This window comes from Burkholderia sp. L-4 (genome assembly GCF_056856535.1).
Genome location: NZ_JBXEOX010000002.1, coordinates 1,025,492 through 1,039,556, shown reverse-complemented (window position 1 = coordinate 1,039,556; position 14,065 = coordinate 1,025,492). Strand labels below are relative to the sequence as shown.

The window sequence follows — 14,065 nt, the reverse complement described above, 5'->3', positions numbered from 1 at the left end:
CCACCGGGTCGACCGGCCTGAATGCCGCGCCACCCGTGGGCAGGACGCCAGCGTGATCGCACTATGGCAGACACACATCAACAATAAAAACGCATAATGTTGATCGTTACGTTCAGTTTTCCTGATACCGATGAAGATGCTCGATCACGACGTGCTGGCCACCGTCGTCGCCGTCGCGGAGACCGGCAACATGACCCGCGCGGCCGAGGCCGTGAACCGCTCGCAGTCTGCCGTGAGCATGCAGATCAAGAGCCTGGAGGACGCGATCGGCCGGCCGCTGTTCGTGCGCAAGCCGCGCAGCATCGTGCTGACGCGCGAGGGCGAGGTGCTGCTGGGATTCGCCAGACGAATGCTGGCGCTGCGCGACGAGGCGTGGGCGGCCGTGGTGCGGCCGGAAGTGACCGGCAAGGTCGTGATCGGCGTGCCGGACGACTACGCGTCGTCGCTGCTGCCGTCGGTCCTGAAGAAATTTTCGGCGACCTACCCGAAGGTCGAGATCCAGGTGATGGGGCTGCCGAGCAGTGCGCTTGCGCCGCTGATCAAGGAGGGCACCGTCGATCTCGTGTGCGGCACGCGCATCAAGGGGCTGACCGGCGACTTCATCCGCCACGAGCCGATGGCGTGGGCCGCGATGACGAACGGGCCGCGCGTCTGGGAAGAACGGCCGCTGCCGATCGCGGTGTTCATGCCGGGCAGCGTCGCGCGCGAGAACGCGATCCGCAGCCTCGAACGCGCGAAGGTGCCGTACCGCACGTCGTATGAAAGCCCGAGCCTGCTCGGGCTGCTCAGCATGGTCGAGGCCGGCCTCGCGGTCGCGCCGCTCGCGCGCTGCGCGATTCCCGCGCAACTGTCGATGCTCGGCCGCTCGCACGGCTTGCCGGACCTGCCGCCGCTCGAACTGATCCTCGCGCGCAGCACGAAATCGAAGCGGCCGCCGTGCGACTTTCTCGCGGAACAACTGATGGAAGACCTGCAGCGCCAGACCGGGCAGACCGGCGACGCGTGATCAGCGCGTCGCGCCGAACCCTGCCGCGCCCAGCGCCGCGTTGACATGCGCGGCGACCGCATCGACGAGCGCTTCGAGCGTGTCGCCGCACACGTACCGGTGTTCCGGGGCCACGTGCTCGGAGCGCCGCCCGCCCCACTGCGCGCCCGATGCGACCGACAGCGTCGCACCGAACCGATGGCCGTGACGACGCCCGAAGACGCTCACGCGCTGCCCGGCCACATACGCCTGCTCAGGCAGATAAAGCCGGATCTCGACCGCCACCTGCACGGGATCGTTGACGCGCGCGGCCGGGCTGACCGTCGCGCCGAATACCTTGCCGATCCGCCAGATCACGCAGGTCTCCCACGCCGCGAGCGGGCCGCCGATCGCGTCGACCCGTTCGGTGTCGACCGACCACTGATGCCGGGGCGGCAGGACGATCGCCTGATGCAGCAGCACTTCGGCCACGCGTACCGTCGTCAGCAGCTGACGCGCGAGTTGCTGCCCTGACGGCAGCGATGCCGTCCGCGCGCGACGGCTTGCCGGCCGCGCGACACGCACTTCTTCCGGGATGTACATGGTCACTCCGTATTCAGGGGGTAGCGCCGCGCACGACGCGGCGCGCGAACCTCCGGCGCCGCCGGCCGATGGACAGCCATGGCGACCGGCGATCCGGCGGCGGAGCAAACGAACCGTCCGTGTACGAGCAACAACCGTTCCCCGCATCACCGGGCCCGCGGCCCGACATGCAACCGGCGCGCGACGGGCCCGATCACCGCATCGGCCTGCTGCGCGATCAGCATGTGCAGCGTGAAGTCCAGGTCTTCCGGCGCGATCTCGAAATGAACGTGGATCACGTCGCGCACCGCGCGGGCGCGGACGACATACACGCCGAGCGGCGAATGCAGCAGCGCCGCGAGCCGCTCGCGCGCGTGCTCGCCGGAATCGGCCGTCAGCGTGACGGGCAACTGCAGGCGCGGGCGCGGCGGCGGCAACGGAATGACGCGGGTGCGGGTGCCGGCGCGCATTTGGCGGCCGGCGACATCGAAGGCGGGAAAGGGATGGATGAAGGTCATGGAGCGGACGGGAGCCGTCCCGGCTGTTCGACATGTCCCCCAGCTTAGAAGAGACGGCATAAACGTCGTGCAAAAAAATGTCGCGGCGACGCAAAAAACGGCATGCGGAGCGCAGCGCGCCGTACCGATTCGACCCCACGCCTCCCCTGCCGCGCGACCGCTGCGCTATGCAAACGCCTCGAGCGACGCGCGCCGTCGTTCGTCGACCATCGATTCGATCAGCGACACGAGATCGTCGGTCAGCGGATCGCAGATGCCGGGCGAGCGATGCAGTTCGAGATCGGCCGCCGGCAGCGGCGGGAATCCGTCCGCCTCGCCGAGCACGCGCATGCGCTGCCGGCCGTCGGCCGCAACCTGCAGGACCATCTGTGCGTGAGCTTCTACTTCAAGGCGAACCGGCCGACGCTGAACGACGAGATGGGCACGCTGCTCGGCAAGATGAAGATCGGCTTGCGCTACCTGCTGACGAAGCGCGGCCCGCTCGCGATGAGCGTGAACCAGGCCGGCGGCTTCTTCCGCGGCTCGGCTGACGTGCGGGAGCCGAACCTGCAGCTGTACTTCAACCCGCTGTCGTACCGGATTCCGAAGAGCGACCGTGCGAGCATCAAGCCCGAGCCGTATTCGGGCTTCCTGATCGCGTTCAACCCGTGCCGGCCGACCAGCCGCGGTACGATCGAGATCGCGTCGAACCGCGCGGAAGACGCCGCGAAGATCCACATCAACGCGCTGACCACGCAGAAGGATCTCGACGAAGCCGTGCAGGGCAGCAAGGTGATCCGGGCGCTGATGCGCGCGCCGGCGCTGAAGTCGATGACCGTCGAGGAAATCTCGCCGGGGCCGCAGGTCGACACCGACGAAGCGATGCTGCAGTATTTCCGCGAGCAATCGGGATCGATCTACCACCTGTGCGGCTCGTGCGCGATGGGGCCCGACGCGACGACGTCCGTCGTCGATGCGTCGCTGCGCGTGCACGGGCTGCAGGCGCTGCGGATCGTCGATGCGTCGGTCTTCCCGAACATCACGTCCGGCAACATCAATGCACCGACGATGATGGTCGCGGAGAAGGGCGCGGACCTGATTCTGGCGGAGGCTGCGCTGGCGGAGCGGGCCGGCATGCCGTCGACGCAACGGGAGACGGTCGCACAGTGAGTGACGCCACGCCGGCAGGGCCGGCAGCGGCCGCCGGCCCTCAGCCGTTCCCCGCGTCCACGACCTGCCGGCAAACCTTCACGATCAGGTCTCGCAGCCCGGCATGCACCGTGTCCCGGTCGAAGCGGGGATGCCACATGATCGAGATCGCCAGCCCCGGCGTCGCGACCGGCAACTCGAACGTCACGACGTCTCGCCGGGCCTGAGCGGTGTGCTTCTCCGGCACCTGCACGATCCAGTCCGAACGCCGGGCCAGCTCGATGCCCGATTTGAAGTTCGGCACCACCGCGATCACGTTCCGCTCGCGCCCCTGCTCGCCGAGCGCATCGTCGATCGGCCCGTGAAACCGCCCTTTGCGCGACACGCTGATGTGCGGCACGGACAGGTACGCGTCCAGCGTCATCCGGCGCCGCGCCAGCCGATGGCCTTTGCGCAGCACGCCGACCATGCGGTCGTCGAACAGCTTGCGGACCATGATTTCCGGCCCCGTCTCGCCGATCACGCCGATTTCGATATCGACTTCGCCGCTGCGCAGCCGCGCCACCGTCTTCTCGTGCTTGGGCAGGAACCGCAGCTTCGCATGCGACCATGCCGCGTACGCCTGCTCGATGATGGGCACCGCAAACGAATCGATGAATCCATCGTTGGCGCTGATGTTGAACACGCGTTGCGCGTCGATCGACCGGTGCTGCGCACCGAGCAGCTGTTCCACATCCTGCAGGATGCGGTCGAGCGGCGCCTTCAGCCGGCGCGCCGTTTCGGTCGCCACCATGCCCTTGCCCGCGCGTACCAGCACCTTGTCGCCGATCGCGTCCTGAACGCGGGCAAGGGTCCGGCTCATCGCGGACGGACTCAAATCGAGGCTGCGCGCCGCGCGCGACACGCTTTCCTCGTCGATCAGCGCCTTCAGCGCCAGCAGCAGGTTCAGGTCGATTCGGTTCAACGCCGCGCTCCTCGCAGATTTGCGTTGAATGCATCATATATCTGACAAACCTGCACTGTACACACGCGATCCCCGCTCCTACCATTCGTGCAACCGAACGGAGGAATGCATGGAAACAATGCAAGTACACGACGAGCCATTGCGCGAATTGCTGATCCGGGACTGGCAGGAGCATACGAAGCAGCCGATAGCGGTCGCGACCCGCCTGCGGGAACGGCTGGCGCTCCCGATGGGCGCGCAGGACCTCGTCGAGCTGGCGGCGCTCGTGACGCATGTATTCGGCGAGCATCTCGGCGACTGGGAAGCGGGAATGGACGCGCTCGAACGACTCGTGGACGCGCACGACGATGCACCGGCCGATGCGCGCCGGCGGATCGATCGCCAGCATGCGGTGCTCGAGAAATCGCGGGACTTGCATGCGCCGCTCGACCGGTTCGACGCCGACGATCGCCTCTACGTCACGGCACTCGCGCTCCCCGCGATCACGCTTCAACAATCCGCGGCCGAGGCGGAAGCGGCATTCACCGAAGCGATGCACTTGCTCGCGTCCAGCGACTGCCGCGAGCACCGCCGGCTGTTCGGCATGGTCACGGCCAATCTCGTCTGCGACCTGCTGGAGCGTTCGGCCCTGTCGGCCACCAGACGGCGCCTGCTGATCCTGCTCGCGGAGAAAAGCCACGCGATCTGGCTGCAGGACGGCGACGACACGGACCGGGAGAAGGCCGCGTTCCGGCTGACGCAGTGTTACCAGAAATGCAGGATGCCTGACAACTACGGCAGCGGGCGCTATCCGCGGTATCTGTCGATCGAACCGTAACGGCAGGCGATACGCGAACCGGAATGAAACACGGCACGGCGCGTTGCACCGCGCCGATCGACGCGGACGGCCCGCATCCCGTCGCGGCCTGCCGCCCTTCCGGCTCGCGTCACACGTGCCCGGCATCCCCCCAAGCACCGCCCGATGCCGGCACGGCGTCGAACACCCGCACGATGTGATCGATCATCGCGCTCATCCGCGCGGTGTGCCGCAAATCCTTGTGCGTCACCATCCAGACTTCGTAAGGGCGCGCCGACGTACGCGCCGGCCACACGCGCACCAGCCCGTCTCGCTCCGCGATCGGCACCGGGAGTTCGGCGAGCCCGAGCCCGGCACGCGCCGCCGCGCGCAGCATGAGATTCGAATTCAGCCCCGACACGATCCGTCCGGCCCGAACCGGCTCGCCGACCATCGTGAGCGGGCGGCGCGCATTCAGGTGCGGCAGGAAGCACACGAGATCGTGGCCGTCGAAGCCGGTGCCGGGCACCGGTTCGCCATGCCGGTCCAGATAGTCCGCCGACGCGTATAACCCCGTCGGCCACGCAGCAAGCCGGCGCACGAGCAGATCGGGGTTGTCGGGCTTGATCGTGCGGATGGCGATGTCCGCCTCGCGCTTGGCGAGATTCTCCACCTGCGTCGACGTGTTGAGCAGCACACGCACGTCCGGATGCTCGTCGTGCAGGTTGCGCATCGCGCACATCACGAATTCGAGCCCGATCGTATCGGTCGTCGTCACGCGCACGTCACCCGCAAGGCGCCGGTCGACGCCCTGGGTCTGCCGCATCAGATCAATCACCGACTGCTCCATCTTCTCCACGTTGCGCAGCGCAACCTCGCCCACCGCGGTCGGCACGTAACCGGCCGACGTGCGCAGGAACAGCGTCGCGCCGAGCGCGCGCTCGAGTGCCGCGAGCCGCCTGCCGACCGTCGCCTGGTCGAGCCCGACCACCCGCGCGGCGCCGCGCAGGCTGCGTTCCCGGTGGATGGCGAGAAAAATCCGCGCGTCGTCCCAGTTCAAAGGCCTTCTCCTGAAGTGATGCAAATTTGCATCTGTGGTCTTGAAAATCGCTGCGCGAATTCATCAACCCAGAAGCCTATACTTTTTTCACCGATCACTCATCTACCCGTTGCGAGGCAAACATGTCCGGTACGCACGCGCCCCTTCCCGCCGACATGGCGGCAGTCGAAATCACCCGCCCCGGCGGCCCCGAGGTGCTGGCAACGACACGGCGCCCGGTGCCGCGGCCGAACGCCGACGAAGTGCTGATCCGGGTTCACGCCGCCGGCGTGAACGGCCCGGACGTGCTGCAACGCAAGGGGCACTACCACCCGCCGCCCGGCGCGTCCGACATCCCGGGCCTCGAGCTCGCGGGCGAAGTCGTCGCGACCGGCGAGGCCGTGCGCGAATTCGTCCCGGGCGATCAGGTCAGCGCGCTGGTGACGGGCGGCGGCTACGCGGAATACGCGGTCGCCCACCGCCTCACCACGATGAAGCTGCCGCCCGGCCTCGACATGATCGAAGCCGCGGCGATGCCGGAAACGTTCCTGACGGTGTGGCTGAACCTGATCCAGCGCGGACGGCTGCAGGCCGGCGAATCGGTGCTGGTCCACGGCGGCGCGTCGGGCATCGGCACCACCGCGACGATGATCGCGAAGGCAATGGGTGCATCGACCGTCATCACGACGGTCGGCTCGGAAGCTCATCGCGCCGCGAGCCTGCGGCTGGGCGCGGATCACGCGGTGCATTACCGGGAAGAGGATTTCGTCGCCGAAGTCGACAGGATCACCGCCGGCCGCGGCGTGGACGTAATCCTCGACATCATCGCGGGCGACTACGTCGCGCGCAATTACCGGGCCGCGGCGACGAACGGCCGGATCCTGCAGGTGAGCGCGCTCAACGGGCCGGCGAAGGAACTCGACGTGTGGCCGATGATGACCAAGCGCCTGACGCACATCGGCTCGACGCTGCGCTCGCGCACGCCCGAGGAGAAAGGCGCGCTCATCGCCGAGCTGGAACGGCACCTGTGGCCGCACGTCGCGGCCGGCACGGTCAGGCCGCAGGTGTTTCGGTCCTTCTCGCTCGACGACGCGCGCGATGCGCACACGCTGATCGATTCGGGCGTGCACATCGGCAAGATCGTGTTGACGACGGCCGCGCACCGTGCGGCCTGAGCAAGACGACGCGCCAGGTCAGTTCACGCTCGTGCGCTTCTCGACGAACCGCTTCACGTAATCGTCGGCCGGCCGCGACAGGATATCGTCGGGCGTGCCGACCTGCACGAGCGTGCCGTCGCGCAGGATCGCGATGCGGTCGCCGATGCGCAGCGCCTCGTCGAGATCGTGCGTGATGAACACGATCGTCTTCGACAGCGTCGCCTGCAGCTCGAGCAGCTGATCCTGCATCTCGGTGCGGATCAGCGGATCGAGCGCCGAAAACGCCTCGTCCATCAGCAGCACGTCGGTGTCGGCCGCCAGCGCGCGCGCCAGCCCGACGCGCTGCCGCATCCCGCCCGACAGCTCGTCCGGGTAATGATCGCCGTAGCCGTCGAGCCCGACCTTCGTCAGCCAGTTGCGCGCCGCGTCGGCCGCGTCGTGCCGCTTCCCGCCCCGCGTGCGCAGCGCATACGCGGCGTTGTCGAGCACGGTCTGGTGCGGCAGCAACCCGAAGTTCTGGAACACCATGCTGACCTTGTAGCGGCGCAGTTCGCGTAGCCCGTGCGCGTCGAGCTTGATCACGTCGCTGCCGTCGATCACGATCTCGCCGGCCGTCGGCTCGATCAGCCGGTTGAAGTGCCGCACGAGCGTCGACTTCCCGGAACCCGACAGCCCCATGATCACGAAGATCTCGCCCGACTCGATGCCGAGGCTCACGTCGTTGAGCCCGACGTTGCAGCCGGTTTCGGCCAGCACGTCGGCCTTGCGCCTGCCGGCCCGCAGCAGGTCGAGCACGCGCGCATGCGCGGCCTGCGGCCCGAACAGCTTGTACACGTGTTTGACGTCGATGGTCGCCATGTCTGTCTCCGCTCCTATGCGCGCGACGATTGCGTCGCCTGATTCGAATCGACGCTCGGCGCCGACGCGTTGCGCGGCAGCCGGTACGGCACGCGCGATGCTCCCTTCTGCCGGCGCTGCTGCGCAAGCCGCCGCCGCGCGCGCCGCTCCTGACCGAAGCCCTGGCTGATGCGGTCAATCACGATCGCGAGAATCACGATCGCGAGGCCGGCCTGCGTGCCCTTGCCGACGTCGAGCGTCTGGATGCCCGCGAGCACGTCCTCGCCGAGCCCGCGCGAGCCGATCATCGACGCGATCACGACCATCGACAGCGCCATCATCGTCGTCTGGTTGATGCCGGCCATGATGCTCGGCCGCGCGAGCGGCAATTGCACGTTGACGAGCAGCTGCCAGCGCGTGGTGCCGAACGCGCGTGCGGCCTCCGTCACGTCCGGATCGACCTGGCGGATGCCGAGATCGGTCAGGCGGATCAGCGGCGGCAACGCGTAAATGATCGTCGCGAGGATCGCGGGTACCTTGCCGAGGCCGAACAGCATCAGCACCGGGATCAGGTAGACGAAGCTCGGCAATGTCTGCATCACGTCGAGCACCGGCAGCAGCATCCGCCGCAACCACGCGCTGCGCGACGCCAGAATGCCGACCGGCACGCCGATCGCGACCGACAGCACCGTCGCGACGAGCATCAGCGCGAGCGTCTGCATCAGCTTGTCCCACAGGCCGAAGCAGCCGATCGCGTAGAGCAGCAGCATGAAGAGCGCGCCGAGGCCGATGCGGCGCGTCGCATTCCACGCGATCGCGCCGACGACCAGCAGCACGAGCCACGGCGGCGCCATGCGCAACGCGCCTTCGAGCGGCACGAGCAGGTAGCGCAGCAGCAGCGTGCTGAAGTGATGAAAACTGTCGCCGTATTGCGCGACGAACGTCTCGAGCGCGCGGTTGACCCAGTCGGCGATCGACAGGTGCAGGAAGAAGCCGTTCATGTTGATTCTCCGTCGCGCCGCGAAGGCGCGTGACGACGGCGGCGAGCGCGGGCCCGCCGCCGCGCGCAGGTTACGCGCCCTTCAGGCTGCCGGCGATCTTCTGCGCGACGTCGGCCGGCACCCACTGCTTCCACATGTCCGGGCGGGTCTTCAGGAACTGCGTGGCCATCGCCGCGCCGTCGATCTTCTTCGTCGTCATCTCGAGGATCGTCTGGTTCAGGAAGTCCATCGGAAACCGCACCTTGCCGAACACGCCGACGAGATCGGGGTTCGCATCGGCGAACGGCTTCGACACGCCGACCGTCAGTCGCGACACCATGTACGACGACGCGCACTGATGCGTGCTGCTCTCGTCGCGCAGCGTCTTCCAGCATGCTTCGTTGAAGGCTGGCATCTTCAGCGCCGTGAACTTGTATTTCGCCATCAGCGCGGCCGGGCCCCAGTAATAGAACACGATCGGCGCGCCGCGCTGGTACGCGGACGCGATCGCCGCATCCAGCGCCGCACCCGTGCCCGGATGGAAGTTCGTGTACGACTGGTCGAGCTTCAGCACGCGCAACAGGCGCGTGTTCACGCGCTCGCAGTCCCAGCCGGTCGGGCAGTTCAGGAAGCGGCCCTTGTCAGGCTCCTCCTCGTCGGCGAACACCTGCTTGTACTTCGGCAGATCGTCGACCGACGCGAGCCCCGGCGCGACCGGCTTGATGTTGCGCGCCGGATCGCCCTTCACCACGTAGTCGGGCACGAACCAGCCTTCGGTGGTGCCGCCGGGCAGCGTGTCGCCGATCAGCTTCACGGCGCCCGACGAGACGGCCTTCGCGGTGATCTCGCTGCGGCCCGTCCACTGCTCGGCCCAGATCTGCAGGTCGTTGCGCGCGAGCGCCGTTTCGGTGGCGGCCGTGCTGCCCGGCACGACGTCCGTCCTGCAGCCGTAGCCCTTCTCCATGATCAGCCGCAGCACCTCGGTCGCGAACGACCCGCTCTCCCACGTGATGCCCGCGAAATGGACCGTCTTGCCGTCGGCGCACGCGCCGCCGGCCGCGTGGACCGCGGGCGCGGACAGGATCGCCGCGGCGGCGAGAAGGACCGTTTTCAGTCGTCGAATCTGCATGGTGGGTCGTCTCCAAATCGAATCTGTTGTTTGTGCGTCGCGGCATGCGCGGCAACCGGCGCATCGTGAATGCATCCACGTCCGGTCAGCCTGCATGTTCGAGCGGCCATTTTGTTTAGGGAAACGAGTAATTCCGATCATTGCAATCGGCGGCGCCAATCGATCGCCGTCGCCCCCAGCAGGCCCGCCGGACGGGCCTTGCAGGCGATTGCAGGCAGCCGGTCATGACCCGGCGCGGGCGCCTGTTCGAACGCCGCCCGGCCGGTGTCGAACGACCGCGCCGTCCCCGCCGTTTCGACTGTCGAAACGGCCTGCGCCGCCCCCATTGGCGAACCCGATCCCGTCCATCGAAATTACTCGCTTTCGAATCCGTATCGGCTTGGGAAGAATGCGCGGTGTCATCGGAGGAGACACGACCCGACGCCGCCGTTGCCGCGCCGCCGCACGTTGCCGGCGCCGCGCGCGGCGCCGGATCGCCCCGGATGACGGGGGCGCGCCTCGCCGGACGCGCTCACGACAACCGATACACGCTGGATATTCCCGGAGATCTCAATGAAAAAGACCCTGACGGCGCTCGCCGTGACGGCAACCTTCGCAGCGCCCGCGTTCGCGCAAAGCAGCGTCACGCTGTACGGCGTGATCGACGAAGGCCTGAACTACACGAACAACGTCGGCACCGGCCACGTCTACGAGATGGCCAGCGGCTACGCACAAGGCAGCCGCTGGGGCCTGAAGGGCAGCGAGGATCTCGGCGGCGGCATGAAGGCGATCTTCCAGCTCGAAAACGGCTTCGACGTGAACACCGGCCGCCTCAACCAGGGCGGCCGCATGTTCGGCCGCCAGGCGTACGTCGGCCTGAGCCAGACGCAGTACGGCACGCTGACGTTCGGCCGCCAGTACGATTCCGTCGTCGACTATCTCGCGCCGACCACCGCCAACGGCAACTGGGGCGGCTACCTGCTCGCGCATCCGTTCGACAACGACAACACCGACAACTCGTTCCGGCTCGACAACACCGTCAAGTACGCGAGCCCGAACTTCGGCGGCTTCCAGTTCGGCGGCGCGTACAGCTTCAGCAACAGCACGAACTTCTCGGACAACCGCGCCTACAGCTTCGGCGCGCAGTACCAGAACAACGGGCTGCTGATCGGCGCCGCCTACCTGCAGGCGAACCGCCCGGGCGACGGCTCGGCCGGTGCGATCACCGCGAACGACGCGAGCTACATCGCCGAGCGCATGCGCGTGTTCGGCGCGGGCATCAACTACTCGTTCGGGCCCGCGACCGTCGGCTTCGCGTATACGAACGCGAACTACAAGAACCCGACCGGCAACGGCTACCTCGGCACGCCGGGCGCGATCATCGCGCCGGGGGCGACGGTCAGCGCGATCAAGTACCAGAACTTCGAGGTGAACGGCTCGTACCAGATCACGCCGGCATTCATGGTCGGCGCGCAGTACGTCCTGTCGCTCGAGAAGTACGACGCATCGACCGGCGACGCGAAGCCGAAAATCCACTCGGTCGGGCTGATGGCCGACTACAACCTGTCGAAGCGCACCGACGTGTACGTGCAGGCCGCGTACCAGCACATCGCCGGCGACAAGACGAACTCGATCCTCGACAACGCTTTCATCCCCGGCACCGACGCACCGTCGTCGACGTCGAACCAGGTGGCCGTGCGCCTCGCGCTGCGCCACAAGTTCTGACGCAACCCGGTTCTCCCTCCTTCACGCGACACCCGCGCCGGTCGGCCCGAGGTGTCTTCGCCCGCCCGCAAGCGCCAGCCTGCCGGCGGTTTTTTCATGGATCACGCCGTGCCGTGACGGGCGCCGGCAGCCCCATCCGCCGAAAGCCGCACGCACCCCGTCAACCATGACAGGTCAACGGCCCGCGATCAGCCGATACACTGTGTGATCCCGACGGCCGCGATCCGCCCTCCCCTTCAAAGCAGGCCGTCGTTCCGATTGCGCGGCCGCCCGCTTCCCCGCCTGCCCCGCGCATCTTCCGCACGCTTTCCAGGGAGCAACACTTGAAGCACTGCCGCACCGCGCTGCTGGCCTTCGCCACGGGCCTCCTGGCCGCCGCATCCGCCCATGCCCATCCCGTCTGCACCGTCGTCGCCGACGCCGCCACCGGCCGAGTGCTCGTGCAGCAAGGCGACTGCGCGACCCGCGTCACGTCCGCATCGACGTTCAAGGTCGCGATCAGCCTGATGGGTTTCGACGCCGGCGTGCTGAAGGACGAGCACACGCCCACGCTCGACTTCCACGCCGGCTATCCCGACTGGGGCGGCGCGCCGTGGCGCGAACCGACCGACCCGGCGCGCTGGATGAAGCTGTCGATCTTCTGGTATTCGGAGCAGGTCGCGCAGGCGCTCGGACAGGCACGCTTCCAGCAGTACACCAGCGCGTTCGGTTACGGCAACGCCGACGTCACCAGCAAGCAGGGTGAACTGAGCGGCGTGATGGGCGCGTGGGCCAATTCGTCGCTGCGGATCTCGCCGCTCGAACAGGTCGCGTTCATGCGCAAGATCGTGCGCCGCACGCTGCCCGTCAGCGCGCATGCGTACGACATGACCGAGCGCATCACGCTGATCGACGCGCAACCGGGCGGCTGGATCGTGCACGGCAAGACCGGCACCGGCTCGCCGGGTCTCAAATACGACGGCGCGCATGCGTACGGCTGGTTCGTCGGCTGGGCGACGAAGGGATCGCGCACGCTGGTGTTCGCGAACCTGATCCAGGACGACACACGGCAGACGCCGAATGCCGGCCTGCGCTCGCGCGACACGTTCCTCGCGGCGCTGCCGGCACTCGCCGAAGCGGGCGCGTCGCCATGAGCACCGGACCGCGCAACGCACGCATCGACCTGCTGCGCGGCGTGTCGATCCTGCTCGTGCTGCTGCATCACTTCAACATCGCGTATCCGCTGCGCGACACCGCGCTCGCGCGCGTGCTCGGCTGGGACACGATCCACGCGATCGTGCGCAACGGCAACTACGGCGTGACGATGTTCTTCGCGATCTCGGGCTACCTGATCACGTCGAATGCGCGCCGCCGCTGGGGCAGCCTCGGCGCGCTCGACGTACGCGCGTTCTACGTGTCGCGTATCGCGCGGATCGTCCCTTGCCTGCTTCTGCTGCTCGCGCTCGTCAACGGCCTCGCGGCGGCCGGCGTGCCGATCTTCACGAACCATGCGCCGCAGGGCATCGCCGTGTCGTACTGGCTCGTGAACCTCGCGTCGCTCACGTTCTGGATGAACGTGCTGATCGGCGCATACGGCTGGGTCAATTACGCGCTCGGCGTGCTGTGGTCGCTGTCGGTCGAGGAGGTGTTCTACCTGTCGTTTCCGCTGCTGTGCATCGCATTGCGCCGCGACGGGTGGCTGTTCGCGTTCTGGCTGCTGATCGCCGCGATCGGCCCCGTGTATCGCTACACGCATCCGGGCGACGAAGGCGGCTTCCTTTATGCGTACTTTGCATGCTTCGACGGCATCGCGATCGGCTGCTGCACCGCGCTGCTGGCCGAACGCGCGCGCTGGCAGGTGCTCGCGGCCGCGCCCGTGCAATGGCTCGTCGCGGCGGGAATGACGGCGCTCTATCTCGCGTGGCCGATTGCCGAAAGCCATGTGCCCGGCGTCTCCGCGATGGCGCTCGGCACCGCCGTGCTGCTGATCGGCGCGCATGCCGAACGCGAACGCGCGCACGGTCGCGTGCTCGCGCCGCTGCGCTGGAGCGGCCGGCTCAGCTACGAGCTGTATCTGTTCCACCTGATCGTGCTCGGCGCGTTGCGCACGGCGTGGCCGCCGTCGGGCACGCACGGAGACGGCAAGCTGGCGTTGCTCGTCGCGTATCTGGTGCTGTCGGCCGGGTTGAGTGCCGTCATCGCGCGCGGCTACGCGACGCCGCTCGACCGCCTGATCAAGCGGCTCGCGTTGCGGCCGGCGGTGCAAGTGACGAACCGCGCACGCGTGTAGCGCGGCGGCGGCGATCCCT

Annotated in this window: 14 protein-coding genes and 1 pseudogene; 7 read left to right on the top strand and 8 right to left on the bottom strand. The window is 67.8% G+C overall.

The window, feature by feature from the left end; genetic code table 11:
• Positions 1-130 precede the first annotated feature (130 nt).
• Positions 131-1,006 carry a LysR family transcriptional regulator gene (locus AC1VVG_RS21475; protein ID WP_027782171.1) on the top strand — a complete coding sequence of 292 codons (876 nt, stop codon included), beginning with the start codon at positions 131-133 and terminating at the stop codon, positions 1,004-1,006.
• Here AC1VVG_RS21475 and AC1VVG_RS21470 read toward each other — a convergent pair whose 3' ends face one another.
• From AC1VVG_RS21470 to AC1VVG_RS21460, 3 genes are all read right to left on the bottom strand, one after another.
• Positions 1,007-1,567, bottom strand: coding sequence for a hypothetical protein (locus AC1VVG_RS21470; protein ID WP_034188527.1), 561 nt, complete (start codon positions 1,565-1,567; stop codon positions 1,007-1,009).
• A 146-nt stretch (positions 1,568-1,713) separates the two neighbouring features.
• Positions 1,714-2,064, bottom strand: coding sequence for a hypothetical protein (locus AC1VVG_RS21465; protein ID WP_034188528.1), 351 nt, complete (start codon positions 2,062-2,064; stop codon positions 1,714-1,716).
• Between the two features lie 165 nt (positions 2,065-2,229).
• Positions 2,230-2,430 (bottom strand): hypothetical protein, encoded by a 201-nt coding sequence (locus AC1VVG_RS21460; RefSeq protein WP_083286463.1) that lies wholly within the window; start codon positions 2,428-2,430, stop codon positions 2,230-2,232.
• On the opposite strand from AC1VVG_RS21460, the pseudogene AC1VVG_RS21455 reads away from it, so the two are divergent.
• Positions 2,389-3,213, top strand: a pseudogene (locus AC1VVG_RS21455) (GMC family oxidoreductase); the annotation flags it as partial. The gene AC1VVG_RS21460 and the pseudogene AC1VVG_RS21455 sit on opposite strands and share 42 nt — an antisense overlap.
• 40 nt (positions 3,214-3,253) lie before the next feature.
• Here AC1VVG_RS21455 and AC1VVG_RS21450 read toward each other — a convergent pair.
• On the bottom strand, positions 3,254-4,156 hold the full coding sequence (locus AC1VVG_RS21450; protein ID WP_034188529.1) for a LysR substrate-binding domain-containing protein: 903 nt from the start codon (positions 4,154-4,156) through the stop codon (positions 3,254-3,256).
• Positions 4,157-4,265: 109 nt separating this feature from the next.
• Between AC1VVG_RS21450 and AC1VVG_RS21445 the strand changes: the two genes are divergently transcribed.
• The gene (locus AC1VVG_RS21445; RefSeq protein ID WP_367188990.1) at positions 4,266-4,973 is read left to right on the top strand and encodes a hypothetical protein; all 708 of its coding nucleotides are present in this window, start codon (positions 4,266-4,268) and stop codon (positions 4,971-4,973) included.
• 109 nt (positions 4,974-5,082) lie between these two features.
• Here the strand turns inward: AC1VVG_RS21445 and AC1VVG_RS21440 are convergent, their stop codons facing one another.
• Positions 5,083-5,991, bottom strand: coding sequence for a LysR family transcriptional regulator (locus AC1VVG_RS21440; RefSeq protein WP_482836186.1), 909 nt, complete (start codon positions 5,989-5,991; stop codon positions 5,083-5,085).
• A gap of 122 nt (positions 5,992-6,113) precedes the next feature.
• On the opposite strand from AC1VVG_RS21440, the gene AC1VVG_RS21435 reads away from it, so the two are divergent.
• Entirely contained in the window at positions 6,114-7,145 is a 1,032-nt protein-coding gene (locus tag AC1VVG_RS21435) for an NAD(P)H-quinone oxidoreductase (protein ID WP_482836184.1), read from the top strand.
• Between the two features lie 18 nt (positions 7,146-7,163).
• Here the strand turns inward: AC1VVG_RS21435 and AC1VVG_RS21430 are convergent, their stop codons facing one another.
• The 3 genes from AC1VVG_RS21430 to AC1VVG_RS21420 form a co-directional block, all read right to left on the bottom strand.
• A complete protein-coding gene (locus tag AC1VVG_RS21430; protein WP_053092594.1) occupies positions 7,164-7,985 on the bottom strand; it encodes a quaternary amine ABC transporter ATP-binding protein in 822 nt (273 codons plus the stop codon).
• Between the two features lie 14 nt (positions 7,986-7,999).
• Positions 8,000-8,965: an ABC transporter permease gene (locus AC1VVG_RS21425; protein ID WP_034188532.1), complete on the bottom strand. Its 966-nt coding sequence runs from the start codon at positions 8,963-8,965 to the stop codon at positions 8,000-8,002.
• Between the two features lie 70 nt (positions 8,966-9,035).
• Positions 9,036-10,073: an ABC transporter substrate-binding protein gene (locus AC1VVG_RS21420; RefSeq protein WP_482836183.1), complete on the bottom strand. Its 1,038-nt coding sequence runs from the start codon at positions 10,071-10,073 to the stop codon at positions 9,036-9,038.
• Positions 10,074-10,625: 552 nt separating this feature from the next.
• Between AC1VVG_RS21420 and AC1VVG_RS21415 the strand changes: the two genes are divergently transcribed.
• The 3 genes from AC1VVG_RS21415 to AC1VVG_RS21405 all read left to right on the top strand — a co-directional run bounded on the left by AC1VVG_RS21415 (position 10,626) and on the right by AC1VVG_RS21405 (position 14,046).
• Entirely contained in the window at positions 10,626-11,777 is a 1,152-nt protein-coding gene (locus tag AC1VVG_RS21415) for a porin (RefSeq protein ID WP_482836181.1), read from the top strand.
• 323 nt (positions 11,778-12,100) lie between these two features.
• Positions 12,101-12,910, top strand: coding sequence for an OXA-1043 family class D beta-lactamase (blaOXA, locus tag AC1VVG_RS21410; protein ID WP_175901400.1), 810 nt, complete (start codon positions 12,101-12,103; stop codon positions 12,908-12,910).
• Positions 12,907-14,046 carry an acyltransferase family protein gene (locus AC1VVG_RS21405; protein ID WP_482836179.1) on the top strand — a complete coding sequence of 380 codons (1,140 nt, stop codon included), beginning with the start codon at positions 12,907-12,909 and terminating at the stop codon, positions 14,044-14,046. The genes blaOXA and AC1VVG_RS21405 overlap by 4 nt, the downstream gene beginning before the upstream one ends.
• The last annotated feature ends 19 nt before the right edge of the window (positions 14,047-14,065 follow it).